Origin of the sequence: Mesorhizobium sp. CA12 (assembly GCF_020165255.1) — a bacterium.
Classification (GTDB): Bacteria; Pseudomonadota; Alphaproteobacteria; order Rhizobiales; family Rhizobiaceae; genus Mesorhizobium.
The window spans coordinates 150,468-174,996 of record NZ_JAIUHT010000008.1 but is presented as its reverse complement, the minus strand read 5'-3'; the positions used below and the strand labels follow the sequence as shown (position 1 = coordinate 174,996).

Sequence of the window (24,529 nt, the reverse complement as noted above, 5' to 3'; positions counted from 1 at the left end):
CCTGGACAGTTCCGCGGCTATTCGCTTGTGCTCAGCGCCAGAAGCGGCGCGGCCGGCGCGTAGGATTCGTAGCCGTCGCCATCGGCAACGCCGAAGGTGACAATCGGATCGACCCCGTCGTCACTGAAAGCGACCGAACCATCCGCCTGCTCGCGCCAGAATTTCGCGTGCTCGATGCCAGGCATCAGCTTGCGGCAGTTCGGGGCGACGGAAAGCAACGACAGGCCTTCCGAGACTTCGGCGCGGTGGATGGCGCAGGCCGCTTCATCGCCATTGGCGGTCAGCCGATAGGCGTTTGTCGGGATGAGTTCGGTGGCCTCGCTTTGGCCGTTGCCGCCATGCAGGAACTGAACGCCCCCGAACAACGCTACCGATGCTGCCAAGCCAACGAACAGCTTCACCCTGCCTCTCCGCACATAACCAAGTATGCAGAATGATTCCACAGGGTTAAGTGGGCGTTAATAAATGTGGCGACGCGTGCGGATTGGAGCAATTTCCAGGACGGCTTTCCGTCCGGAATTGCACCAAACAAAGAGGCAGGCGGTTTGCCGTTTCCGTGAGGACCGAGAAATGCCTCAGGCGCGCGCCTTAACGTTGAGCGTCTCCGGCACCGGCGTCAGCGGCCGGCGGTCGGTAAACCAGGCGACGAGGTTGTCGACGCACAGATCGGCCATGGCGCGGCGGGTGTGGACCGACGCCGAGCCGACATGCGGCAGAAGCGAGGCGTTGGGAGCATCGAGCAGGGCCTGCGGCACGTTCGGCTCGTCGGCAAAGACGTCGAGCCCGACGGCTGCGATGGTGCCGCTCTTGAGGGCGGCAGCAAGGGCTGCCTCGTCCACCGTCGAGCCGCGGCCGATATTGACAAAGACGCCGTTCGAACCCAGCGCCGACAGGACCTCGGCATTGACCGCTTTCTCGGTGGAGGTGCCGCCCGGGGCAATGCAGATCAACGTGTCGACGGCTTCGGCAAGCCCCTTCAAAGTGGCATGATATTCGTAAGCCAGGCCTTCGACCTTGCGCCGGTTGTGATAGGCGATCGGCAGGCCGAAGGCTTCAAGGCGACGGGCGACGGATCGGCCGATGCGGCCCATGCCGAAGATACCGACGCGGCGGCCACGCAAGGTAAGCCGGCTCAGGCGATAATTGCCCTTGGTCACCCAGTCGCCGTCGCGCAGCCATTTCTCGGCGGCGTAGAGCTCGCGCACGGTGTTGATCAGAAGGCCGATGGCGGTGTCGGCGACCTCCTCGGTCAAGACATCGGGCGTGTTGGTGACCATGACGCCGCGCTTGGCCGCATGATTGGCGTCGACCGAATCATAGCCGACGCCGAAGCTGGCGATAATCTCAAGATTGGGCAGCGCATCGATCATCGCCGCGTCGATGCCTGCATAGGAGGCGATGCCGCGCACCGTGGCGCGGATCTCGTCCGTAACCAAAGACGGATCGGCGCGTTCGATCCGCACACACTTGAACGCCTCGTCGATGCGGCCGAGGGCATGGTCGTTGAAATCGCCCGGCACCAGGATGGCGACCGGCAATTTTCCTTCGGCCTTCATGCACGCTCCACTGGCTTGCCGGTCGACTGCCGCACATGCAGTTCCGGCTTGATCAGCTCCTGCGAGGGCCGCACTGCCTGTCCGTTCAATTTGTCAAGCAGGGCGCTGGCGGCGCGGCGGCCGACCTCGCGCTGGCCGTTCCAGACCGTGGTCAGGGCCGGTGTCGCGATTGCCGCCTCCTCGAGATCGTCATAGCCGGTGACCGAGATATCGACGCCCGGCACGAGGCCGGCGCGCGCAATGCCGTTCATCAACCCGATCGCGACCAGATCGTTCCAGCAGCAGGCAGCGGTGGGCCTGTCCTTCAGCGCCAGAAACTGTCCCGAGGCCTCGAAACCCGCCTGCTTGGTGCGCGGCCCGGGAATGCGCCAGGACGGCTTCACCTCCAGGCCGGCCGCCTCCATCGCGTTGAGATAGCCCTGGTAGCGGTCGCGGCCGGTCGAGGTCTGGTCGGTGCCGCCGACCATGGCGATGCGCTTGTGGCCGAGCGAGATCAGATGATTGGTGGCGAGCGCCGTGCCATAGGCATCGTCGCCGCGGAACACCGGCACATCGGCGCCGGCAACGGTGCGCGCGATCAGCACTGCCGGCAGGCCGTTTTCCTCGGCCATGATGATGTCCTCGGCCGGCGTGCCGATGGCCGGCGACATGATGACGCCGTCGGCGCCGAGCTGCAGCAGCGTGTCGATGAAGGTGCGCTGCTTTTCCAGCTGGTCGTAGTGGTTTGACAGGATGAAGGTCTGGCGGCTGCGGTCGAGCTCGCTTTCGATCGAGCGCAGTATCTCGGCGAAGAACGGGTTCATGATGTCGTGCACGACGACGCCGACGATGCCGGAGCGCGAGGTGCGCAACGAGGCGGCGCGACGGTTGTAGATATAGCCGATGGCGCGGGCGTGCTCCTTGATGCGCTCGCGCGTCGTGCCGGCGACCAGCGGGCTGTCGCGCAGCGCCAGCGACACCGTTGCCGTGGACACGCCGAGCGCATCCGCGATCGTCGAAAGCTTGATCTTCTGTGCCAGTGCCCTTCGCTCCCCAGGGTCTTTAAATTTTTTAAAACGGCCTTATGCCACCGGATTCGGCGCAAATCAAAGTTTTTTCGCCAGCGCCTCGGCCTCGGTGTCGAGCGAGGCGGAGTTGCGGACGCGAAGCCGGTGCTCGCGATGGATGATGTAGAGCCCGCTGGCAACGATGATGGCGGCGCCGAGCAGCGTCCAGCGGTCGGGGAACTGGTGGAAGATCAGCCAGCCGGAAATGATCATCCACACCATCTGCGAATAGGGATAGGGCGCGAGCTGGGTCGTGGTCGCCAGACGATAGGCCCGGACCAGCAAATAGTGGCCGCCGGCGCCGAAGACGCCGAGCATCAACAGGATGACCCAGTGCCAGCCATCCTGCGGCAATGACAGCGAGAAAGGCAGCAGCGGCAGGAGCAGCACGGCGGGTGCCAGCGCCGAAAAGAGGATCAGGCTCTCCGAGGTCTCCGTCGACGACATGCGCCGCGTCATGATCACGTAAAAACTGTTCGACAGCATCGAGCCCAGCGCGAAAAGATGACCGATGCCGAACACGCCGACGCCAGGCCTGGTGATGATGAGCACGCCGACAAAGCCGGTGAGAATCGCCAGCCAGCGCCGCCAGCCGGCCCATTCGCCGAGCAGCGGGCCGGCAAGCGCGGTGATGACCATCGGGCCGAAGAAATAGATCGACGTTGTCTCGGCCAACTGCAGCGTGCGCAGCGCCAGGATATTGAACATGGTCGAGCCGAACAAAAGGACGCCGCGCAAGAGGTGCGCCGGCAGGTTGTTGGCGCGGAAGCGAACCGGCTCGCGCCAGCCGCGCAGGAAGATGCCGACCAGCAGGACATGCATGGTGAAGCGGGCCCACGCGACGATCAGGGCCGAGACGCCGGCCAGCACCAGATATTTGCTGGAGGTGTCGAGAAAGGTGAAGCAGACATAGACGCACAGCATCAGAAGCATCGCCGCGGGCGGCGTTGCGCTGTCGTCATTGTTTCTGGGAGCGCTCAAGGTCGGGCCGAAGGAAGATAGACGGTACCCTTCTGAGGCAATCGGCCCTTGCCAGCAAGCCAAAAGCGACTGGCCCAACAAGCGCTTCGGACAGGCTTAGAACGCATTGTCTGTTGGCGATTGGCATGAACGCCCCTCGCGACGTGATAGCGTTCAGGCCAACCCCAAACGTCCGCAATTGGTCCTTCGGGCGAAGGATGCCACCCATTCAGCCATGCATACGGGCGCCCTTGGTGATCTTGTCGACGAGCTTTTTCTCGCCGCGCATGGCGATCCCGACGACCTTGGCGTCGTCCGGGGCGAATTCGGCGAAGACGGCGCGGTTGGCGACGTCGTGCCCGGTCGAAAACATCTCCTCGACATAAGCGGACGTCGTCACGCCGCGTTCCAATGCCCGGCGGTGAATCGTACCCAGCGTCGCCGCATCGGCCGACAAGACAATGACCGGCTGGATCGACATCGGGTTGTAGAGGTTGCCGGCACGATCACGGTAAGCCTCGCCGATGATTTCGGGGAACTGCGCAACGATGCCGCTGGTCAGGAATGCGGTGACGTTGAGCTTCTGCCACACCGGCAGGTCCTCTCTGAGAACAATTGCAATTTTCGTGTCGAACACCAAGATTGAGACTCCGAGACGGCCCGTGACGGGCGGGACAGGCGATGGCGCAGGCTCTAAGCGAAGAAGCGAAGGAAGGTCTTGAACGTTCGTGCGCGGATGCGGCCAACGGCGATCGCATCGTTTCGGCTCCGGGCGGCTCGGGTCTCGAACGCATCGAGGCGCGCTTCCATGGCAACGCCTTCGAGCTCCACCGGCACGACACCTACGCGATCGGCGTGACCTTGCATGGCGTGCAGCGCTTCCATTATCGCGGCGCGCTGCAACACAGCCTGCCCGGCCAGGCGATCGTGCTGCATCCAGACGAATTGCACGATGGCGGCGCCGGCACGGAAGACGGCCTGCGCTACAGGATCCTGTATCTGGAGCCGTCCCTGCTGCTCGACTGCCTCGATGGCGAGCCGCTGCCTTTCGTCCGCGACGCCGTGGTCGACGATCCATGCTTGCGCGACGCGTTGTTGTCGGCGCTGGCACCGCTGGACGAGGCACTCGGCGACCTGTTCGTGGCAGATTTCGTTGCGCAGTTGGCGCAACACCTCAAACGCCATGCCGGGCAGCCGGCAAAGTCAACGGGCAAGACCGCATGGCGCGCCGCCGCGCTTGCCCGCGACTATCTCGAGGAGAATGCCGAGCGACCGGTGCGCTCCGATGAGCTGGAGGCCGTCACCGGCCTCGACCGCTACGCGTTGTCGCGCCATTTTCGCGCCACCTATTCGACCAGCCCGCACCGCTTCCTGTTGATGCGCCGGCTGCAAAAGGCGCGGCGCATGATCGCCGAGGGCGAGTCGCTGGCGGAAATCGCCGCCGGCGCCGGCTTCAGCGACCAGAGCCATTTCAACCGGCATTTCAAGAAGGCGTTCGGCATGACGCCGGGGCGCTGGGCAGCGCTGGTGCGCGACGCGTAAGCGCGACGCGCAGCGTCGTCGCTCAGGCGCGAGGCGCAGCATCGTCGCCTTTTCCGCTAAGCCGTTGCTTAGATGGCGTGTGGAGCGACGATGCTGCGCATCGCGCTTAGCTCGAGACGACGCTTCGCGTCGATCGTTAATGGGAACGTCTCGCGGTTGAGCGATGACGCTCACGCGTCACGCTTCATCCAACTCCGCGTCATCGTCGATCAGCACCAGATCTTCGTTCGACAGATTCGCCTCGATGCGGGCGAGCAGCTTGAACAGCGCCTTCTGGTCCTTCTTGTCGAGGCCTCTCAGCGCCTGTTTCTCGGTCTTCTTGACCGACTTCTCGATGGCGCGGATGGTTTCACGGCCGGACTCGGTGAGGAAGATATGGGCCTGGCGGGCATCGGCGTTGGAGGCGCGCTTTTCCAGGAAACCCTGCGCCTGCAGCCGGTTGATGGTCTTGGTGATGGTCGGCGGGCGCACGCCGAGCCGGCCGGCGAGGTTGCCGGGGGTCTGGCCGTCCTCGCGGTCGAGCGCCAGCATGATTTGGTCCTGGCCGGCATAGAAGCCGTGCGCCAGAAGCCGCGCGGCGAGCGCTGTACGCGCCAGCCTTGCCGCCGAATGCAGCCGGCTCATTGTCGCTGTCTTGTCCGCCTTGGCCATGGTCGTTCCCTCTTCGGCCGAACCGGCGCGGACAAGCATAGAGGCTGTCCGACGGCTGGCAAATGACGATTTAAAGAGTCCGGCTTGCGGAACGCTTTGCCGGCAAGCATTGCGGTGCCCGCGCAGGTGATGCCAGATGTTTATTTCAGTTAGATGACAAACGACTTTTGCACCGGCGAGATTCACAGCGGACGCTGATGAAGGCGCTTGGGCGCCCGAGCAGTTCCTGCGTCTGGCCTGCCTCGGCCGCCGCCGATCCGTGCCTGGGGCCATTCCGCTTGGAGGGTCGGCCTGGCCCATCGGTTTGGCGCGTGCAAAAGCTCGACACCCATCCTATATCAGGCCGACAATCCAGGATTTTCGAGGCAACCCATGAGCGACGCACAGACGCAAATCCCCGTAACCGTTCTTACCGGCTATCTCGGCGCGGGCAAGACGACGCTGCTCAACCGAATCCTGTCGGAGAGCCACGGCAAGCGTTACGCCGTCATCGTCAACGAGTTCGGCGAGATCGGCATCGACAACGACCTGATCGTCGAATCCGACGAGGAAATCTACGAGATGAACAATGGCTGTGTCTGCTGCACGGTGCGCGGCGACCTGATCCGCGTGGTCGAAGGCCTGATGCGGCGACCCGGCCGCTTCGACGCCATCGTCGTCGAGACCACGGGCCTCGCCGACCCGGTGCCGGTGGCGCAGACCTTCTTCATGGACGACGACGTGCGCACCAAGACCAAGCTCGACGCGGTTGTGGCGCTGGTCGACGCCAAGCACCTGCCGCTGCGCCTTAAGGATTCCAAGGAAGCCGAGGACCAGATCGCGTTCGCCGACGTGGTGGTGCTGAACAAGACCGACCTCGTCACGCCCGATGAGCTTGAAAAGGTCGAAGCGACGATCCGCGCCATCAACCCGGCGGCAAAAATCCATCGCACGCAGCGTTCCGGCGTGGCGCTTGACGAAGTGCTCGACCGCGGCGCCTTCGACCTGTCGCGGGCCCTGGAGAACGATCCGCATTTCCTCGACGCGCACGACCATGACCATCATCATGATCATGACGGTCACGATCATCACCATCACGACCATGCTTCCGACATCCATGACGTGACGGTGAAGTCGGTGTCGCTGCGCGGCGGCGAGATGGACCCCAAGAAATTCTTTCCCTGGATCGAGAAGGTGACCCAGATGGAAGGGCCGAACATCCTGCGGCTGAAGGGCATCATCGCGCTGAAGGGCGACGAGGACCGGTATGTGCTGCAGGGCGTGCACATGATCCTCGAAGGCGACCACCAGCGCGCCTGGAAGGATGGCGAAAAACACGAAAGCCGGCTGGTCTTCATCGGCCGCGATCTCGACGCCGAGCGGCTCAGGAAGAGTTTTGAAGCCTGCCAGGCGGCTTGATTTCCTGGCTTTCAAACGCTAGCGCTGCCCGTTCTTCCTTCTCCCCTTGTGGGAGAAGGTGGCTTCGCGAAGTGAGGTCGGATGAGGAGTGCTCCAGTTCGGCGATGACGGCGTTCCGTCACCCACCCCTCAACCGTCTCGGCGCTGCGCGCCGATCCACCTTCTCCCACAAGGGGAGAAGGCAAGGCCGCACCTAGCCGCGCTGGCTAATCTCGAACGGACCGTTTGCATGCCCACAGTCGCCCCGCTTGATCTCGAAGGCCATTGCGTTGCCGCCGTCTTCTTGAATGACGTGCCGCATTTCGCGCTCGCCGACGGCGCAATCCACCGGCTCGATAATGGGCACAAGACGGTTCAGGCCAATGACGGCCTGCTTGCCGCCTTCCATGACGCGGCCAACGACCGGCTGATCACCGGCGGCGAGGATGGCAAGGTGTTTGCCGTGAAGGCCGGCGGCGAGGTGAGCGAGCTGGCCAGCGCCGGCAAAAAATGGATCACCAGCGTCAGCGCCGGGCCGCAGGGCGCGGTCGCCTATGCTTCGGGCAAGACGGCCTTCGTGCGTTTCGCCGACGGCAAGATCAAGGAATTTAGCCATCCGCGCTCGGTGGAGGGGCTGGCCTTCTCGCCCAAGGGCATGCGTTTCGGCGTCGCCCGCTACAATGGCGCGACGCTGCATTTCCCGGCCGCCGAGGGCAAGCCGGTGGAGCTCGAATGGGCCGGCGCCCATACCGGCATCACCTTTTCACCGGACGGCGCCTTCCTCGTCACCACCATGCAGGAAAACGCGCTGCATGGCTGGAAGCTCGCCGACGGCAAGCACATGCGCATGTCGGGTTATCCGGGCAAGGTGAAGAGCCTGTCCTGGAGCGTGAAGGGCAAATGGCTGGCGAGCTCCGGCGCGCCGGCGGCGATCGTGTGGCCGTTCGCCAGCAAAGACGGGCCGATGGGCAAGGCGCCGCTGGAGCTCGGCACGCGCGGCAATACTATGGTGACCTGCGTCGCTTGCCATCCGAGCCAGGATGTCGTGGCCATCGGCTACGAGGACGGCATGGTGATTGCGGCGCGCTTCGCCGACGCCAAAGAAGTGCTGCTGCGCCGGCCCGGCACGGGCGCCATCACGTCGATGATGTGGGACAAGGAAGAACGCCGCGTCGTGTTTGGCAGCGCCCCCGGCGATTGCGGCGTGATCGATATCACCGCGTAGCCAGTAGGGAATAGGCAGTAGGGCTTAGGGACGACGGCACCTACTGCCTACTGCCTACTGCCTACTGCCTACTGCCTACTGCCTACTGCCTACTGCCTACTGCCTACTGCCTACTGCCTTACTGCCTGAGGGGACTTCATGCATTCAATCGACCGGACTTCCATCGGCGGCATCGACGTCGCTCGCATCGCCGAATTGCGCGAGACGGAGGCGGCCGCCTTCCGCAAGGCGCGGCCGAAATCCGAGGCGAAGCTCGGCAACGGCATTGCCGGTTTCCTCGGCGGGGTGCCGATGCACTGGATGAGCGACTGGCCGACGCCGTTCCCGATTCTGGTCGACGGCGCCAAGGGCGCTATCATCACTGACATCGACGGCAATAGGCTCGACGATTTCTGCCTCGGCGATACCGGCTCGATGCTCGGCCATTCGCCGCCGGCGGTCGCCCGGGCGATCCGCCGGCAGGCCGCTCGGGGTCTGACCTATATGCTGCCAAGCGAGGATGCGCTGGCGATCGGCCCACTGCTGCAGCAGCGCTTCGGCCTGCTCTACTGGCAGATCGCCACCACCGCCACCGACGCCAACCGCTTTGCGCTGCGCGTCGCCCGCGCGGTGACCGGACGCGAGAAGATCCTGGTCTTCAACGGCTGCTATCATGGCTCGGTCGACGAGACGATGGTGCGGCTTATCGACGGCAAACCGGTCAACCGGCCTGGGCTGGCCGGCGAGTTCCGCGACCTGACGCGGGCGACCAAGGTCGTCGAGTTCAACGACATCCCTGCCCTGGAAGCGGCGCTTGCGGACCGCGACGTCGCCTGCGTCATCACCGAGCCGGTGCTGACCAATTCCTGCATGGTGCTGCCGGAACCCGGCTTCCACGACGCGCTGCGGCGCCTGACCCGCGCGGCCGGCACGCTGCTGCTGATCGACGAGACGCACACCATTTCGACGGGCCCGGGCGGTTATACGCGCAAGCACGGGCTGGAGCCGGACCTGTTCGTGCTCGGCAAGCCGGTGGCCGGCGGCGTGCCGGCGAGCATCTGGGGCATGAGCGAGGAGGTCGCCACGCGCTATGGCGCCTACAACCAGACCAAGGAGCCCGGCTATTCCGGCATGGGCACGACGCTGTCGGCGAACCCGCTGCAATTCGCGGCGATGCGCGCCACGCTGGAAGAGGTGATGACGGAGGCAGCCTACGCCCATATGGACCGGCTGGCGCGCCGCCTCGATGCGGGGCTCTCCGCCGTCATTCAGCGAAGCAAGCTGCCCTGGCATGTCGCGCGGGTCGGCGCCCGCGTCGAGTTCATCTGTGCGCCCGGACCGCTGCAAAACGGCGGCGAGGCCGAGAAGGCGCATGCGCCGGAACTCGAAGCCGCCATCCATGTCGCGCTGGTCAATCGCGGCGTGCTGATCGCGCCGTTCCACAACATGATGCTGATCTCACCGGCAACGACTTCGGCGCAAGTGAGCCGACTGATCGCCGCCTTCGCCGCGGTTGCGGGCAAGCTTGCGGCGTGAGAAAAGCGGCGATGGACAATCTGAACGCCGCTACCACCTCCCCTTCCGGCTCGGCTCCCGCCGAGGCGAAGGCGTTTCTCGACGCGCATCCCGAGATCGAGGCGTTCGACATCGTGCTCACCGACGCCAACGGCATCGGCCGCGGCAAGATCGTGCGCCGGCACGAGCTGATGGGCATTTTCGAGAACGGCCGGCATCTGCCGATCTCGATCCTCGGCCTCGACATCACCGGCGAGGATGTGCATGAAACCGGGCTGGTGTGGGACACCGGCGACGGCGATCTCAGGGCATGGCCGATCCCCGGCACGCTGGTCCCGCTCTTCGGCACCAACCCGCCGCGCGGCCAGGTGCTGATGTCGATGCACCATCTCGACGGCCAGCCGATGACCTCCGACCCGCGGCTAGTGCTGGCAAGGCAGGTGGAACTGCTGGCGGCACGCGGCCTGCATCCGGCCGGCGCCTTCGAGCTTGAGTTTTTCCTGCTGTCCAATGAGCGCGACGCGGATGGCAAGGTTCAGCCTGCCCGCGCGGTGCTCGACGGCCGCCGCTCGGCCAAGACCGAGGTCTATTCGGTCGACCATCTGCATGGCATGGAGCCGCTGTTTTCCGACATCTACGCAGCCGCGAGGGCGCAAGGCATTCCAGCCGAGACGGTGATTTCCGAATACGCGCCGGGCCAGTACGAACTGACGCTCAACTACCGCAGGGACGTGATGAGGGCGGCCGATGATCTCGTCATGCTGAAGCGGCTGGTGCGGGCGCAGGCGCGGCGGCACGGCGTCACCGCCTGCTTCATGGCCAAACCCATCGAGGCCTATGCCGGATCGGGCATGCATTTCCATGTCTCGCTGCAGGACGATGGCGGCCGCAACGTCTTCACCGAGGCAGCCGGCGAGAAATGGTCGCTAAGCCTGCTCAACGCGCTTGGCGGCCTCATCCACACCATGGCGGAATCCATGCTGGTGTTTGCGCCGCACGCCAATTCATGGCGCCGCTTCGTCTCGCAATCCTATGCCCCCGTGGCGCCCAGTTGGGGCGTCAACAATCGCTCGGTGGCGTTGCGCGTGCCGGCGGGCGACGCCAAGAACCGCCGCATCGAGCACCGGCCGTCGGGAGTCGACGCGAATCCGTACCTTGTCGCCGCAACGGTGCTGGCCGGCATCGTCAAGGGCCTGGACGAGGGTCTGGACCCCGGCCTCGAGACGATCGGCAACGGCTATGAACAGGCGACGGAGAAATCGTCCATGCCAGCCGACTGGCGCGCCGCAATCGAGGCGGCCAGAGGCTCCGATTTCCTGAAGTCGGCGCTCGGCTCCGACCTGCACAGAACCTTCGTGGCGATCAAGCAGGCGGAATATCTGCGCGTTGCGCGGACCGTCAGTGAGCTGGACTATCATCTCTATTTGCATGAGGTTTGAGCGCAGGGCCTGACAGGCGCGGCGATCACGTTTTGCCGACGACAGGAGATGCCGAAGAAATATTGGCGGAACCTTCCCGTGGCCTCGCTCATTCCAGATTTGATAGCAGGAGCAGACAGAGCCGCGTCAGAGATGATCGACCGGATGCCAACCACCCCAGTGCCGCGCCATGCCAAGGTGAAGGCCAAGCATTGGCCGACGCCCGAGCCGGCCGATGTGGTGGCGCCTGAAGCCGAAGATATTCCGGAGTTGTGCGAAGAGGCGAAAGGCTGCCGCCGCTGCCCGCTTTGGCATGACGCAACGCAGACCGTGTTCGGCGAAGGACCGGAAAGCGCGGACGTGGTCTTCGTCGGCGAACAGCCAGGCGATCAGGAGGATCTGGCCGGCAAGCCATTTGTCGGCCCGGCCGGCAGAGTATTCGACAGCATCCTGGACGACGCCGAAATCGATCGCCGCAAGGTCTATGTGACCAATGCGGTCAAACACTTCAAATTCGAGCCGCGCGGCAAGCGGCGCATCCATTCCAAGCCCAATGCCGGCGAAATCCAGGCCTGCCGCTGGTGGCTGGACAAGGAGCTCGACCTCGTCAAGCCGAACCTCGTGGTGGCGCTCGGCGCGACGGCGGCGCAGTCGCTGCTCGGCAAGGCCGTGCCGATCACCAAGATGCGCGGCGATGTGATCGAGCGCGAGGATGGCTTGCGCGTGTTCGTGACCATCCACCCGTCCTTCATCCTGCGCATCCGCGATCGGGAGGACAAGGAGGCTGAGAAGGAGCGGTTTTTGCAGGATATGCGGAAGGTGAAGCAGCTGATGGCTGCTTGATCGTTCTACGCACCCGAGGGACCGGTGGGCATGCGCTTTTGAACGGGTCTGCGGCGTTGGAGAGTAGCCGAAGCGCCTATGGCTTCGTCATCCACGGGCGGAGCAAGGAGCGAAGCGACGCGCGCAGACCCGAGGATCCATTCCGTGACTTCGATGCGCCGCAACGGTTCAGAATTCTGCTCCGCTGCATTCCTTGCCCGACGTCACGGAATGGATTCCAGGGTCTTCGCGACGGAGCTTCGCTCCTGCTTCGCCCTGGAATGACGACGTCAGCGCTTATCGCGCTACCTAACCAGAATCGCCCTCAGATCATTCACATTCGTTCCGGTCGGCCCCGGGACGAACAAATCTCCGACCGCATTGAAGGCCGTCCAGGCATTGTTGCCGGCGAGCATCGCCTTGGCGTCGACGCCTGCCACGCGCATGCGCGCCACGGTCGAGCCGTTGGCGAAGGCGCCGGCATTGTTCTCCGAGCCGTCGATGCCGTCGGTGTCGGCGGCCAAGGCATCGATGCCGTTCACGCCGTCGATGCCAATGGCGAAAGCGAGCAGGAATTCGGAATTGCGGCCGCCCTTGCCTTTTGCCCGCAACGTCACGGTCGTTTCGCCGCCGGAGAGGATCAGCACCGGCTTCGCGAAGGGGCGGTTGCGCGTCGCCACCTCGCGGGCGATCGCGGCATGGACGCCGCCGACCTCGCGCGCTTCGCCCTCGATCGCGTCCGACAGGATGACGGCCTCGATGCCTTGCCGATTAGCCTCGGCGGCCGCGGCTTCCAGCGACACGCCGGCCGACGCGGTCAGGTGCACTTCATTGCCCGCGAAGCGCGGATCGTCTGGACTCGGCGCGTCGGCCGCCGGCGACTGGATATGCGCCATGACCGAGGCCGGCAGCTTCATGCCATAGGCCGCGATCGAGGCCAGCGCATCTGCGCGGCTGCCGGTGTCGGGAACGGTCGGTCCCGAGGCAACCAGCGCCGGATTGTCGCCGGGGATATCGGAGACGACCAGCGACACCACCCTCGCAGGATGGGCAGCGGCGGCCAGGCGCCCGCCCTTGATGGTCGAGACATGCTTGCGGATGGTGTTCATCGCCGCGATCGGCGCGCCGGAGGCAAGCAGCGCTTCATTGACGGCGATCTCATCGGCAAGCGTCAGTCCCGGAGCCGGCGACGGCAGCAAGGCCGAACCGCCGCCGGAAATCAGCGCCACCACCAGGTCGTCAGCGGTCAGGCCCCGCACCTTCTCCAGCAGCCGGCGCGACGCCTCGAGGCCAGCGACATCCGGCACCGGATGCGCCGCCTCGATGATCTCGATGCGCTCGCATCTGGCGCCATAGCCGTAGCGGGTGACAACCAAGCCGTCGATCGGTCCGTCCCAGACCTTCTCGAAGGCGGCCGCCATTTGCGCCGACCCCTTGCCAGCGCCGATGACGACGGTGCGACCTTTCGGCTTCGCCGGCAAATGATTGCGGATCGTCTTTTCCGGGTCGGCGGCGGCGACGGCGGCGTCGAAGATCGAGGTGAGAAAGCTTTTCGGGTCAGTCATTTTTCTTCCGGCGGCAGCGCGAGCCCGCTCGCATCGATGCCAAGATGCGCGCAAAGCGCGTCGACCACGACGCCATGATCCTCGCGCTCGGGCAGGCCCGAGACGGCGATGACGCCGATGACGCCGGCACCCTTGACGGTGACCGGAAAGCCGCCGCCGGCGAGCACATAATCGGCAATGTCGAGCGCTTCGCCGACCTTGAACGTGCGGTCCGGGCGCTGCTGCTCCAGCACCAGGCGATAAGTGCTTCTGAGATAGCGCTTCACGACATTGATCTTGCGCCGCGCCCAATCGGGATTTGAGGCGTTGGAACCCGGCATGGCCGCATAGAAGAGCGGCCGATCGAAAGTCCTGATGTCGACGATGATCGGAAGATCTTCCTTCAGCGCCCGGTCCCTGATGGCGGAACCGATCTTGAAGGCGACAGCCTCATCGAAAGTCGGGAAGACCAGCGTGGCTTCCTGTTTCTTGATCAGAGCGATGTCGTCGGCGGTGGCCATGTCTCTTTCTCCGAAATCCCACCGTCGTTTGTACGACAAGCTCTGTCTGGTCAAGCACTCGTCGCGGGCGCGCCAGGGTCGACCCCCATTCCGTCGAGCTTCGCTCGACACCTCTCCCCCGATCGACGGGGGAGAGGAAAGGCGCGAAGCGATTCAAGCTGGCGCCTTTCCAGTTGGCCCCTTTCCTCTCCCTCCGGAGGGGGGAGAGGTGGCGCCGCGAAGCGGCGACGGAGTGGGGGAACCACTTGGCAACCAGGCGCAGTCATCATCTTGCCCTACTCGAAGATCTACCCCATTGTCGGGACTTATCCCGCCACAATCGCGCTCTTCGCCGGCCGGCCCGCCACATAGACCTCGCGCACGGCACGATCGTCGCCCAGCGTCTGCAGCAGGAAGAGCTCTTCCGCCAGCGTCTCCACAGTCTCCATCCTGAGCCGCATGCCCGGCGTGGCATGAGCATCGAGCACGACGATGTCGGCATCGCTGCCTTCGTCCAGCGTGCCGACCTTGTCGGCCACCGACAGCGCTTCGGCATTGCCGCGCGTCAGTTGCCAGAAGGACTGGAACGGATTGAGCTTCTCGCCGTTCAGCGCGATCACCTTGTAGCCTTCATCCATGGTGCGCAGCATCGAATAGTTGGTGCCGCCGCCGACATCCGTGGCCGCGGCGATCCTGAGCGGCTTCTCGCGCCGGCGGTAACGCTGATAATCGAACAGGCCGGAGCCGAGGAAGAGATTGGAAGTCGGACAAAACACCGCGACCGAACCCGACCGTGACATCGCGTCCGCCTCGCGCTCCGACAGGTGGATGCAGTGGCCGAACAGGCTCTTCTTGCCGAGCAGGCCGTAATGCTCATAGACGTCGGTGTAGTCGCGCGACCAGGGGCAGAGCTCCTGGGTGAAGGCGATCTCGGCGTGGTTTTCCGACAGGTGCGTCTGCATGTGGAGATCGGGATGCTCACGGCAGAGCACGCCGGCCATTTCCATCTGCTCGGGCGACGACGTGATGGCGAAGCGCGGCGTGATGGCATAGAGCTGGCGGCCCTTGCCATGCCATTCGGCGATCAGCGCCTTCGTATCGTCATAGCCGGTCTGCGGCGTGTCGAGCACGCCGCCGGGCGCATTGCGGTCCATCATCACCTTGCCGGCGATGTTGAGCATGTTGCGTTCATGCGACTCAGCGAAGAAGGCTTCCGCCGACGATCTGTGTACGGAGCAATAGGCCGCGACCGTCGTCGTGCCGTGGCGCAGCATTTCGTCGAGGAACAGCCGCGCGATGCGGCGGCCATGCTGCGCGTTCTGGAACTTCGCCTCTTCCGGAAAAGTGTATTTGTTCAGCCAGTCGAGCAGCTCCGCACCGTAAGACGCGATGATCTGCATCTGCGGCACATGCACATGGGCATCAAGGAAACCCGGCAGGATGAGATGCGGACGATGGTCGATCGTCTCGACACCGGCGCCGGCCTTCTTCGCGACTTCGGCATAGGAGTCGGCGGCAGCTATCCTGCCGTTCTCGATCAGCAGACCGCCATCTTCCTCGTAGCGCCAAGCGGAATGGTCGTCGATCGCTTCGGGCCAGCGCAGGAAGGAGAGAGTGCGGCCGCGCAGAATTTTCGCTGTCATGCTTACTTTCCGGCGCCTTCGAACCAGGCGACCAGAAGGGCCCTTTCCTGGTCGGTTATCTGGGTGACGTTGGCGGGCGGCATGGCATGCGCCCGGCCGGCCTGGATGTAGATCTCGCGCGCATGCTCGGCGATGCGCTCGTCGGTGTCGAGCAGCACGCCTTTCGGCGCATGGTAGATGCCTTCATAGACCGGCTCTTGCGTGTGGCACATCGAGCAGCGGCCCAGCACGGTGTCGCGCACGGCCGGGAAATGCGCCGAGGCGATGTAGGCCTGCGCTGCAGCGGATGCGGCCGAGGTCTTGGGCTCGGCGGTCAGCACCTTCGGCACTGTCGACAGCCAGATGATGATCATGAACAGCACGGCAGCGCCCAGCCAGGTCCAGGTCGGGTTGCCCTTCCTTGCATGCACGGTGTTGAAATAGTGCCGGATCAGCACGCCGATGATGAAGACCAGCGAGGCGATGACCCAGTTGAACTCAGTGCCGAAGGCCAGCGGGTAGTGGTTCGACAGCATCAGGAACAGGACCGGCAAAGTCAGGTAGTTGTTGTGCAGCGAGCGCTGCTTGGCGATCTTGCCGTATTTCGGGTCCGGCTTGCGGCCGGCGATCAGGTCGGCGACGACGATCTTCTGGTTGGGGATGATGACCATGAAGACATTGGCCGACATGATCGTGGCGGTGATGGCGCCGAGATGCAGGAAGGCGGCGCGGCCGGTGAACAGATGCGTCAGCCCCCAGGCGATGAACACCAGCACGCAATAAAGCACCAGCATCAGCCCGGTGTCGCTTTTGCCCAGCGGCGAGCGGCAGAGCAGGTCGTAGACGATCCAGCCGACGCCGATGGTGGCCAGCGACAAGAGGATGCCGACCGGCACCGAGATGTTGAGCACGTTGGGGTCGATCAGGAATAGATCGGCGCCGGCATAATAGACCACGCAGAGCATGGCGAAGCCCGACAACCAGGTGGCGTAGGATTCCCATTTGAACCAGGTGAGGTGCTCCGGCATCTCGGCCGGTGCCACCAGATATTTCTGGATGTGGTAGAAGCCGCCGCCATGCACCTGCCATTCCTCGCCGAAGGCGCCGGCGGGCAGGCCGGGCCGCTGGCGCAGGCCAAGGTCGAGCGCGACGAAATAGAAGGACGAGCCGATCCAGGCGATGCCGGTGATGACATGCAGCCAGCGGACCGCGAAGCTCAGCCAGTCCCAGAAAATCGCGAAATCCATCATTGCACTCGTCCCTGCCGATGAGAGCGACTTTACGGTCTGGCGCGCAAACGAAAAGAGGCGAGGTGCGCGATGACTTTCAAAAAAAAATGGAAAATACTAAGGTTGCCCCGCTCAGCCTTTTGAGAGCCACACATGGCCTATCTCGACAACATCGCTGTCTTCGTCCGCGTCGTCGAGCTCGGCAATTTGTCGGCGGCGGGGCGCGACATGCGCATTTCGCCGGCGGTCGCCTCCAACCGCATCAAAGAGCTGGAGAAGCATCTTGGGGTGCGGCTGTTCAACCGTACGACAAGGCAGTTGATGCCGACCGAGCATGGCACCGTGTTCTACACCGGCGCCAAGCAGGTGCTGGACGCGATCACTGAGGCGGAAGCGGCGGTCGCGGCGCTCTCCGGCCAGCCACGCGGGACCATCAGGGTCACGGCGCCGCTCGGCCTCGGCCGGAGGCTGATCGCGTCAGGCATCCCGGATTTCCATGACAAATATCCCGATATCGAGGTGCGGCTTCGGCTCTCCGACCACAATGTCGATATCATGAAGGAAGGCATCGACGTCGCCTTCCGGCTCGGCATCATCGAGGATTCGAGCCTCAGGATGCGCGGCATCATGGAATGCGAGCGCGTGCTGGTGGCGGCGCCGAAATATCTGGAAGCGCGCGGCGAGCCGACCGAGGCGCAGGAGCTGATCGGTAAAAAGCACGACTGCCTGATGCTGCGCTATGCCGGCGCGCGCGAATATGTCTGGACGCTGCAGACGCCGAACGGACCTCAGAAATTCGAGGTGCACGGTCCCTATGACACCGACGACGGCGACGTTCTGACCGGCTGGGCACTATCGGGGCGCGGCATCATCAACAAGCCGCGTTTCGAGGTCGAGCCGTTCATCCGCGACCGGCGGCTGAAGGTGATCCTGCCCCAGGCGCCACCGACGCCGGTGCAGTTCGCCGCCGTCTATCCGCACAAGAAGCTGCAGGATCCGAAGGTGCGGCTGCTGCTCGACTTCATGGCCGAGCGCTGCCAGCGGCTGATCAAGGACCTCCTGGCCGGGAAGTAACGGCCGGTGGCGTCGCCATTCCGGACGGAAGGCTACGGCGAAAGGCGCCGGGCCTAGCCGCGGCGCACTTTTTCCTGGAATGGCCTCGGATCAGTCCATTAGCCTGGCCGTGCCGGACACCCTGATCGAGCTGCCGGGGGCCGGTGGAATATCGGCATGAAGGCGCGAGCGCATACCCATATCCTCGCCTTGGACGATGTCGATGGCGCCGCCATGCGGCCAGCCGAGATCACGCAGATAGCCGGCAAAGGCAGCGGTCGCAGCGCCCGTCGCAGGATCCTCGTAGACGCCGCCGGACGCGAAGGGATTGCGCGTGTGAAAGAGGCGCGGTGTCTCGGCATGGGCGAGCAGGATGGTGACCAGGCCTTCGCGCCGCATGAAGGACTGGCCCTGCTTCAAGTCATAGGCCATGGCGGCCAACGCCGCGCGCGACTTCAGCGCCAGCACGAGATGATCGGCGCCGCCATGGATGAGCGCCGGCGGAATGGCGGGATCGAGATCGCCCGGCTGATAGCCAAGCAAGGCGAGCGCTTCGCCGACCAGTTCCGAGGATGCGGCCTTGCTGCGCGTCGGTGGCGACTGCAAGGCGGCGGCAAAGTTGGCGCCATCGCGAAAGCCTTCGACGGTGATGTCCGCCTGGTTGAGAATCAGCCTGAAGATGCCGTCGCCGAACTTTCCGACCAGCGCCGCGCCGAGCGCGATCGTGGCATGGCCGCAGAACGGCACTTCCGACTCCGGCGAAAAATAGCGCACGCGCCAGACGTCGCCCTCGGGCGCCGCGAAGGCGGTTTCCGAGAAACCGACATCCGCCGCGACACGCTGCATGTCGGCGACGTCGGGCAGCGTCTCGCCAATCACCACGCCGGCGGGATTGCCGCCGGTGTTCCCGTCCGAAAATGCGGCGATCTTCAATATGTCCATGTTCCTGACCCCGTTATCCGTGAGGCGCAACAAACACGTTTCGCGCCGCTTTGGGAAATGAGGAAAGCAGCAAGCAGCGGTGAGCGCCAGTCACACCTGCAATCGGGGATGGTGCCCCTCGATCCAACGCGGAACGAAATTCCGGTCATCACCGTTCTGACGGTTGGCGGTCGTTCGGGCCGCCTTCAGCTTTCATCATGCGACGCAGCGGGACAGGAGCCGACCATGGACGCCATCGTCACCAAGAACGACCTCAAATCCGATGCCAAGAAGGAATCGATCGATCTGCTCAACGCCAGGCTTGCCGACGCCATCGACCTGGCGCTGATCACCAAGCAGGCGCATTGGAACGTCAAGGGCCCGCAATTCATCGCCATCCACGAGATGCTGGACGAATTCCGCGAGGAGATCGACGGCCATGTCGACATCATCGCCGAGCGCGCCGTGCAGCTCGGCGGCACCGCGCACGGCACCTCGCAGGAAGTGTCGAAGGCGACCAAGCTGAGGCCTTATCCGACCGACATCCACAAGACCAAGGATCATCTGGCGGCGTTGATCGACCGCTATGCCACGGCCGCCAAGCTGACCCGCGAAGCAATCGACGAGGCCGACGACGCCGGCGATCGCGATACGGCGGACATCTTCACCGCCTATTCGCGCTCGCTCGACAAATTGCTGTGGTTCCTCGAGGCGCACACGCAGGAAAAAGAATAGCCAGGCGCTTCCCGGCTTTCACAACATGGCCGGCAGGTTAGCCCGCCATCGTCTTTTCGGGCGCGGCCGAAGCAGCCGGCTGGGCGCCGTGCGACACCAGCGCCGTCATGATCTCTGCGGCGGCGAGCGCTGCAATCACCGGCGGGCGCTTGTCCTTCACCGCATTGCCGCCGATCGGCGAGACGAGCCGGGCGAACTGCGCTTCGCTGCCCTCGGCGGATTTCAGGAACCAGTTCCTGAAGGTCGCCTTCTTGGTCTTCGAGCCGATCATGCCGACATAGGCGCTGTCGTCGCGCTTCAGCGCCTCGGCGACGATCAAGAAATCCAGCGCATGATCATGGGTCAGGATCGCGAAGGCCGATCCCGCCGGCGCCTCGCGCACCACGGCTTCGGGCAACGATGTCAGCCGCGTCTCCACCGTTTCCGGCATGCCTTCCAGCGCCTCGGCGCGGGTCTCGACGACGAAGACATGGATCGGCAGCAGCGCCAGCGAAGCTGCCAATGCCCGACCGACATGGCCGCCGCCGAACAGATAGACATGCGGCAGACGCGCCTCTTCCGATTCAGCGTTGGCGATCAGCTGCTGCTCCAGCGAAGCATCGACGAGGCGGATCGACACCTTCACGCGGCCGCCGCAGCATTGGCCGATCTCCGGCCCGAGCGGAACGTCAAGCGTTGCGCAGATCTCATCGACCTCGGTACGGGCTTCACCGGCCGGAGATCGCGACCGCTGCCCTGCATTCAATACCTGCCGCGCCTTGTCGATCGCCATGTATTCGAGCTGACCGCCGCCGATGGTGCCGAAAATCGACGATGCCGAGACAAGCATGAAGGCACCGGCTTCGCGCGGCGTCGAACCCTTCGTCGCCGCCACTTCAACCAACGCAGCCCGGCCGACCCGGCCGAGGAATTCCTTCAGCTGTTGCGCTTTCGAGTTCATCGTCTGCATTTCCACTTGGGAAATATAGGGTTTTTCGGCCCGAATTGCACGTTTTAAGCCGGCTTCGCGGCTTCCCGCTTCAACCTCTCGATCGCCATCAGCACCCGTTCGGGCGTCGCCGGCGCGTCGAGGCGCGGACAGATCTTGTGATCCGCGACGCTGGCCACCGCGTCCGACAGCGCATGCAGCACCGACATGCCGTGCGGCAGCGGCGGCTCGCCTACAGCCTTGGAGCGGTGGATGGTCGGTTCATAGGCAGACGACCAGTCGGTCAGCTTAACGTTGAATATCTTCGGACGGTCGGACGCGAGCGGAATCTTGTAAGTCGACGGCGCATGCGTACGCAGCCGGCCGCTGTCGTCCCACCACAGCTCCTCCGTCGTCAGCCAGCCCATGCCCTGGATGAAGCCGCCCTCGACCTGGCCGAGGTCGATAGCCCGGTTCAGCGAACGGCCGGCGTCATGCAGGATATCGGTGCGCTCGACGACATATTCGCCAGTCAGCGTGTCGACCGAGACTTCCGAGCAGGCCGCGCCATAGGCGTAATAGTAGAAGGCATGGCCGCGGCCCTTGCTGCGGTCCCAATGGATCTTCGGCGTCTTGTAGAAACCGGCCGCCGAGAGCTGGATGCGATTGATATAGGCCTGCTTGACCAGATCGTTGAACGCCACTTCCTGGTTGCCGATGCGCACCCGGTTGGGCAGGAACACGACCTGATCGTGCGGCACCTGATATTTGTCGGCGGCGAAATCGGTCAGCCGCTTGCGGATCTGGCGGGCGGCGTCCTGCGCCGCCATGCCGTTGAGGTCGGCGCCGGACGACGCGGCCGTCGGCGAGGTGTTCGGCACCTTGGCGGTGGTGGTGGCGGTGATCTTGACCCGGTCAAGATCGATCTGGAACTCCTCGGCCACGACCTGCGCCACCTTGAGGTGCAGGCCCTGGCCCATCTCGGTGCCGCCATGGTTCATATGGACGGAGCCGTCGGCATAGACATGCACCAGCGCGCCGGCCTGGTTGGCTTCCGTCTTGGTGAAGGAGATGCCGAACTTTACCGGCGTCAGCGCCAGACCACGCTTGATGAAGCGGCTGTTGTTGTTGAAGGCGCTGATCTCGCGGCGTCGCCGCGCATAGTTGGCGCTTTCCTCCAGCTCGGCCACGATGCGCTGGATGATGCAGTCCTCGACCTTTTGATGATAGGGCGTGACGCTGCGCTCGCCGATCGCCTCCATCGGATCGTAGAAATTCAGCTTGCGGATCTCGAGCGAGTCCTTGCCGACGGCGAAGGCAACCTCGTCGATGACGCGCTCCGCGCCGACCATGCCTTGTGGACCGCCGAAGCCGCGGAAGGCGGTATTGGAGACGGTGTTGGTGTAGAGCGGCGCCGATTTCGCATGCACCGCAGGATAGAAATAGGCATTGTCGCAGTGGAACAGCGCGCGGTCGCCGACCGGGCCGGACAGGTCGGCGGAAAACCCGCAGCGCAAGGCGTAGGTGAAGTCGACGCCGAGGATGTTGCCCTCGTCGTCGAAGCCGACCTCATAGTCGATGGCGAAGTCATGGCGCTTGCCGGTGGCGGTCATGTCCTCGTCGCGGTCGAGCCGGATCTTCACCGCCCGCTTCAGCTTCTTGGCGGCGATGGCCGCGATCGCAGCGCATTGGTTGGCCTGCGTTTCCTTGCCGCCGAAACCGCCGCCCATGCGGCGCACTTCGACCGTGACCGCATGGCTCGGCACGCCGAGCGCATGGGCGACCAGATGCTGCGTCTCGCTCGGCCCCTGCGTCGAGCAATAGACGATCACTTCGTCGTCCTCGCCAGGAACGGCGAGCGAAACCTGGCCTTCCAGGTAGAAATGGTCCTGGCCGCCGAGCCACATGCGGTTCTTGATACGGCGCGGCGCGGCGGCAATCGCCGCAGCCGCATCGCCGCGCTTCAGGATCAGCGGCGTGGTGACCTGCTTGTCGTTGACCGGGTCGAGATTCCAGATGTCGATGACGGCCGGAAGCTCGTCATATTCGATTTTGGCGAGCCGCGCCGCGCGGCGCGCTTCCTCACGCGTCTCGGCAACCACGGCGAAGATCGGCTGGCCGTAAAACTCAATCTTGCCCTCGGCGAGCACCGGATCGTCATGCATGTTGCTCGGCGAAACATCGTTCTCGCCGGGCACGTCGGCATAGGTCAGCACATCGACCACGCCCGGCGCCGAACGCACGGCCGACAGGTCGACGCTTTTCAGCGTGCCGTGCGCGATCTTCGACAGGCCGAGGCCAATATGCAGCGTGCCGGCAGGCTCCGGCATGTCGTCGATATAGACGGCGGCGCCGCTGACATGCTTGTGCGCGGAATCGTGCCGCTGGTCGGTGGCGACACCGCCTGCGATCTTTTCCGCCTTGAGATTGGGAGTGGCGTGCTTGTTCATCAGGCGGCCTCGTTGCGCGAGACCTGGAACGGCGCTTTCGTTCCGGTCGTCTCGATATAGAAGCGCAGCAGAAGGTTCTTTGCCGCCAGCGCCCGGTATTCGGCGGTCGCGCGCATGTCGGTCAGCGGCGTGAAGTCGCTGGCGTATTGCGCCATCGCGGCCTCTACCGTCGCTTCACTCCAGGTTTTGCCAATAAGCGCCTTTTCGACTGCCGCGGCGCGCTTCGGCGTCGCCGCCATGCCGCCATAGGCGATGCGGATGTCGGCTACCGCGCCATCCTTGGCCAAGGTCAGGTAGAATGCCCCGAGCGTCGCGGTGATATCCTCGTCGCGACGCTTGGTGACCTTATAGACGGCAAACTTCGTTTCCTTTGCCGGCACCGGCACATGCACGGATTCGACGAATTCGCCAGGCTGACGGTCCTGCTTGCTATAGGCGATGAAGAAGGTTTCGAGCGGTATGGTGCGGCGGGCCTCGCCCTTGCGCAGCGTGAGCTGCGCGCCGAGCGCGATCAATGGCGGCGGCATGTCGCCGATCGGCGAGCCGTTGGCGATGTTGCCGCCGATGGTGCCCATGTTGCGGACCTGCTCGCCGCCGATGCGGTCGACGAGCGGCCCCAATGCCGGGACACGCTTCGACAGCGTCTCGAAGGCTTCGGTGTAGGTCACGCCGGCGCCGATGGTGATGACGCCGTCTTTTTCCGAGGTCGTACGCAAGCCGTCGAGGCCGCCGATGAAGATCGCCGGCGAGATGTCGCGCATATGTTTGGTGACCCACAGGCCGACATCGGTCGAGCCGGCGACGATGGTGGCGCCCGGTTCCTTCTCGAGGAAGGCTGCGAAATCGTCGACGCTGGCCGGCACGATCAGCCGCGCCTTGCCCGACCCGATCTCGACCCTGGCGCCATCGCGCAGTGCCTTCAGCCGCGCGGTGATGTCGTCGCGCTCCACGGCCAGCGGATCCTTAGCCGCCCTGCCGTAGCTCGAAATGGCGTGCGCGGCGCGCATGATCGCCTCATAGCCGGTGCAGCGGCAGAGATTGCCCTGCAGAGCCTTTTCGATCGCCGCGTTGGACGGGTCGGGCGTCTTCATCCACAGTCCGTAGAGCGACATAATGAAGCCCGGCGTGCAGAAGCCGCATTGCGAGCCGTGGAAATCGACCATCGCCTGCTGCACCGGATGCAGTTTTTCACCGTCGCCGCGCAGATGCTCCACGGTGACGACATGGGTGCCGTCGAGCGAGCCCACGAAGCGGATGCAGGCATTGACGCTTTCATAGACGAGACCTTCGGTGGAGAGCTTGCCGACCAGCACCGTGCAGGCGCCGCAATCGCCCTCGGCGCAGCCTTCCTTGGTGCCGCGCAGCGAGCGGTTGAGCCGCAGCCAGTCGAGCAAGGTCGCATCGGGCGCGACGTCTTTCAGCGCCACGTCGCTGCCGTTCAGGATGAAGCGTATTTCGTTGCGGGTCTCAGCCATGT

22 protein-coding genes are annotated in these 24,529 nt (G+C 64.4%); 8 read left to right on the top strand and 14 right to left on the bottom strand.

The genetic code is table 11. The annotated features are described in order from the left end of the window. Positions 1-17: 17 nt before the first annotated feature. The 5 genes from LB520_RS15615 to LB520_RS15595 all read right to left on the bottom strand — a co-directional run bounded on the left by LB520_RS15615 (position 18) and on the right by LB520_RS15595 (position 4,199). Complete coding sequence (locus LB520_RS15615; RefSeq protein WP_224638075.1) at positions 18-401, bottom strand: hypothetical protein; 384 nt, start codon at positions 399-401, stop codon at positions 18-20. Between the two features lie 174 nt (positions 402-575). Then, positions 576-1,556 (bottom strand): 2-hydroxyacid dehydrogenase, encoded by a 981-nt coding sequence (locus LB520_RS15610; RefSeq protein ID WP_224638074.1) that lies wholly within the window; start codon positions 1,554-1,556, stop codon positions 576-578. Beyond that, complete coding sequence (locus LB520_RS15605) at positions 1,553-2,575, bottom strand: LacI family DNA-binding transcriptional regulator (RefSeq protein WP_095769389.1); 1,023 nt, start codon at positions 2,573-2,575, stop codon at positions 1,553-1,555. The genes LB520_RS15610 and LB520_RS15605 overlap by 4 nt, the downstream gene beginning before the upstream one ends. Before the next feature lie 66 nt (positions 2,576-2,641). Continuing rightward, positions 2,642-3,526, bottom strand: coding sequence for a DMT family transporter (locus tag LB520_RS15600; RefSeq protein WP_224638127.1), 885 nt, complete (start codon positions 3,524-3,526; stop codon positions 2,642-2,644). A 265-nt stretch (positions 3,527-3,791) separates the two neighbouring features. After that, entirely contained in the window at positions 3,792-4,199 is a 408-nt protein-coding gene (locus tag LB520_RS15595) for a DUF2000 family protein (RefSeq protein ID WP_095769391.1), read from the bottom strand. Positions 4,200-4,243: 44 nt separating this feature from the next. Between LB520_RS15595 and LB520_RS15590 the strand changes: the two genes are divergently transcribed. Further along, positions 4,244-5,104: an AraC family transcriptional regulator gene (locus tag LB520_RS15590; protein WP_224638073.1), complete on the top strand. Its 861-nt coding sequence runs from the start codon at positions 4,244-4,246 to the stop codon at positions 5,102-5,104. A gap of 177 nt (positions 5,105-5,281) precedes the next feature. On the opposite strand, the gene LB520_RS15585 is transcribed toward LB520_RS15590, so the two are convergent. Continuing rightward, positions 5,282-5,755, bottom strand: a complete 474-nt coding sequence (locus tag LB520_RS15585) for a MarR family winged helix-turn-helix transcriptional regulator (protein WP_027169177.1) — start codon at positions 5,753-5,755, stop codon at positions 5,282-5,284. A gap of 372 nt (positions 5,756-6,127) precedes the next feature. On the opposite strand from LB520_RS15585, the gene LB520_RS15580 reads away from it, so the two are divergent. From LB520_RS15580 to LB520_RS15560, 5 genes are all read left to right on the top strand, one after another. Then, positions 6,128-7,153, top strand: coding sequence for a CobW family GTP-binding protein (locus LB520_RS15580; protein ID WP_224602292.1), 1,026 nt, complete (start codon positions 6,128-6,130; stop codon positions 7,151-7,153). Positions 7,154-7,382: 229 nt separating this feature from the next. Then, the gene (locus tag LB520_RS15575) at positions 7,383-8,357 is read left to right on the top strand and encodes a WD40 repeat domain-containing protein (RefSeq protein ID WP_224602289.1); all 975 of its coding nucleotides are present in this window, start codon (positions 7,383-7,385) and stop codon (positions 8,355-8,357) included. Between the two features lie 138 nt (positions 8,358-8,495). After that, positions 8,496-9,872, top strand: a complete 1,377-nt coding sequence (locus tag LB520_RS15570) for an aspartate aminotransferase family protein (protein WP_224638072.1) — start codon at positions 8,496-8,498, stop codon at positions 9,870-9,872. An 11-nt stretch (positions 9,873-9,883) separates the two neighbouring features. Continuing rightward, on the top strand, positions 9,884-11,290 hold the full coding sequence (locus LB520_RS15565; RefSeq protein ID WP_224638071.1) for a glutamine synthetase family protein: 1,407 nt from the start codon (positions 9,884-9,886) through the stop codon (positions 11,288-11,290). A gap of 48 nt (positions 11,291-11,338) precedes the next feature. Beyond that, entirely contained in the window at positions 11,339-12,112 is a 774-nt protein-coding gene (locus LB520_RS15560; protein WP_224638070.1) for a UdgX family uracil-DNA binding protein, read from the top strand. Positions 12,113-12,396: 284 nt separating this feature from the next. Here LB520_RS15560 and LB520_RS15555 read toward each other — a convergent pair whose 3' ends face one another. The 4 genes from LB520_RS15555 to LB520_RS15540 all read right to left on the bottom strand — a co-directional run bounded on the left by LB520_RS15555 (position 12,397) and on the right by LB520_RS15540 (position 17,007). Next, a complete protein-coding gene (locus LB520_RS15555) occupies positions 12,397-13,656 on the bottom strand; it encodes a glycerate kinase (protein WP_224638069.1) in 1,260 nt (419 codons plus the stop codon). Beyond that, positions 13,653-14,156 carry a heme-degrading domain-containing protein gene (locus LB520_RS15550; protein ID WP_224638068.1) on the bottom strand — a complete coding sequence of 168 codons (504 nt, stop codon included), beginning with the start codon at positions 14,154-14,156 and terminating at the stop codon, positions 13,653-13,655. Before LB520_RS15550 ends, LB520_RS15555 begins: the two co-directional genes overlap by 4 nt. 305 nt (positions 14,157-14,461) lie before the next feature. Next, complete coding sequence (gene guaD / locus LB520_RS15545) at positions 14,462-15,778, bottom strand: guanine deaminase (protein WP_224638067.1); 1,317 nt, start codon at positions 15,776-15,778, stop codon at positions 14,462-14,464. A gap of 2 nt (positions 15,779-15,780) precedes the next feature. Next, positions 15,781-17,007 carry a urate hydroxylase PuuD gene (locus tag LB520_RS15540; RefSeq protein WP_224638066.1) on the bottom strand — a complete coding sequence of 409 codons (1,227 nt, stop codon included), beginning with the start codon at positions 17,005-17,007 and terminating at the stop codon, positions 15,781-15,783. Between the two features lie 132 nt (positions 17,008-17,139). On the opposite strand from LB520_RS15540, the gene LB520_RS15535 reads away from it, so the two are divergent. Further along, on the top strand, positions 17,140-18,060 hold the full coding sequence (locus LB520_RS15535) for a LysR family transcriptional regulator (RefSeq protein WP_140844725.1): 921 nt from the start codon (positions 17,140-17,142) through the stop codon (positions 18,058-18,060). 90 nt (positions 18,061-18,150) lie between these two features. Here LB520_RS15535 and LB520_RS15530 read toward each other — a convergent pair whose 3' ends face one another. Then, the gene (locus LB520_RS15530; protein ID WP_224638065.1) at positions 18,151-18,981 is read right to left on the bottom strand and encodes a PhzF family phenazine biosynthesis protein; all 831 of its coding nucleotides are present in this window, start codon (positions 18,979-18,981) and stop codon (positions 18,151-18,153) included. 225 nt (positions 18,982-19,206) lie between these two features. Between LB520_RS15530 and dps the strand changes: the two genes are divergently transcribed. Next, a complete protein-coding gene (dps, locus tag LB520_RS15525) occupies positions 19,207-19,695 on the top strand; it encodes a DNA starvation/stationary phase protection protein Dps (RefSeq protein WP_140628686.1) in 489 nt (162 codons plus the stop codon). A gap of 37 nt (positions 19,696-19,732) precedes the next feature. Here the strand turns inward: dps and xdhC are convergent, their stop codons facing one another. The 3 genes from xdhC to xdhA are packed head-to-tail and all read right to left on the bottom strand — an operon-like array spanning position 19,733 to position 24,527. Continuing rightward, positions 19,733-20,635, bottom strand: a complete 903-nt coding sequence (gene xdhC / locus LB520_RS15520) for a xanthine dehydrogenase accessory protein XdhC (RefSeq protein ID WP_224638064.1) — start codon at positions 20,633-20,635, stop codon at positions 19,733-19,735. A 53-nt stretch (positions 20,636-20,688) separates the two neighbouring features. Beyond that, positions 20,689-23,052, bottom strand: coding sequence for a xanthine dehydrogenase molybdopterin binding subunit (xdhB, locus tag LB520_RS15515; RefSeq protein WP_224638063.1), 2,364 nt, complete (start codon positions 23,050-23,052; stop codon positions 20,689-20,691). Then, positions 23,052-24,527, bottom strand: a complete 1,476-nt coding sequence (gene xdhA / locus LB520_RS15510) for a xanthine dehydrogenase small subunit (RefSeq protein ID WP_224638062.1) — start codon at positions 24,525-24,527, stop codon at positions 23,052-23,054. Before xdhA ends, xdhB begins: the two co-directional genes overlap by 1 nt. Positions 24,528-24,529: the final 2 nt, after the last annotated feature.

Coding starts and splice junctions, on each gene's coding strand:
- LB520_RS15610 (WP_224638074.1), bottom strand. CDS start 1,556: ATGAAGGCCGAAGGAAAATTGCCGGTCGCCATCCTGGTGCCGGGCGAT.
- LB520_RS15600 (WP_224638127.1), bottom strand. CDS start 3,526: ATGCTGTGCGTCTATGTCTGCTTCACCTTTCTCGACACCTCCAGCAAA.
- LB520_RS15590 (WP_224638073.1), top strand. CDS start 4,244: ATGGCGCAGGCTCTAAGCGAAGAAGCGAAGGAAGGTCTTGAACGTTCG.
- LB520_RS15585 (WP_027169177.1), bottom strand. CDS start 5,755: ATGGCCAAGGCGGACAAGACAGCGACAATGAGCCGGCTGCATTCGGCG.
- LB520_RS15580 (WP_224602292.1), top strand. CDS start 6,128: ATGAGCGACGCACAGACGCAAATCCCCGTAACCGTTCTTACCGGCTAT.
- LB520_RS15575 (WP_224602289.1), top strand. CDS start 7,383: ATGCCCACAGTCGCCCCGCTTGATCTCGAAGGCCATTGCGTTGCCGCC.
- LB520_RS15570 (WP_224638072.1), top strand. CDS start 8,496: ATGCATTCAATCGACCGGACTTCCATCGGCGGCATCGACGTCGCTCGC.
- LB520_RS15565 (WP_224638071.1), top strand. CDS start 9,884: ATGGACAATCTGAACGCCGCTACCACCTCCCCTTCCGGCTCGGCTCCC.
- LB520_RS15560 (WP_224638070.1), top strand. CDS start 11,339: ATGCCGAAGAAATATTGGCGGAACCTTCCCGTGGCCTCGCTCATTCCA.
- LB520_RS15555 (WP_224638069.1), bottom strand. CDS start 13,656: ATGACTGACCCGAAAAGCTTTCTCACCTCGATCTTCGACGCCGCCGTC.
- LB520_RS15550 (WP_224638068.1), bottom strand. CDS start 14,156: ATGGCCACCGCCGACGACATCGCTCTGATCAAGAAACAGGAAGCCACG.
- guaD (WP_224638067.1), bottom strand. CDS start 15,778: ATGACAGCGAAAATTCTGCGCGGCCGCACTCTCTCCTTCCTGCGCTGG.
- LB520_RS15540 (WP_224638066.1), bottom strand. CDS start 17,007: ATGATGGATTTCGCGATTTTCTGGGACTGGCTGAGCTTCGCGGTCCGC.
- LB520_RS15535 (WP_140844725.1), top strand. CDS start 17,140: ATGGCCTATCTCGACAACATCGCTGTCTTCGTCCGCGTCGTCGAGCTC.
- LB520_RS15530 (WP_224638065.1), bottom strand. CDS start 18,981: ATGGACATATTGAAGATCGCCGCATTTTCGGACGGGAACACCGGCGGC.
- dps (WP_140628686.1), top strand. CDS start 19,207: ATGGACGCCATCGTCACCAAGAACGACCTCAAATCCGATGCCAAGAAG.
- xdhC (WP_224638064.1), bottom strand. CDS start 20,635: ATGAACTCGAAAGCGCAACAGCTGAAGGAATTCCTCGGCCGGGTCGGC.
- xdhB (WP_224638063.1), bottom strand. CDS start 23,052: ATGAACAAGCACGCCACTCCCAATCTCAAGGCGGAAAAGATCGCAGGC.
- xdhA (WP_224638062.1), bottom strand. CDS start 24,527: ATGGCTGAGACCCGCAACGAAATACGCTTCATCCTGAACGGCAGCGAC.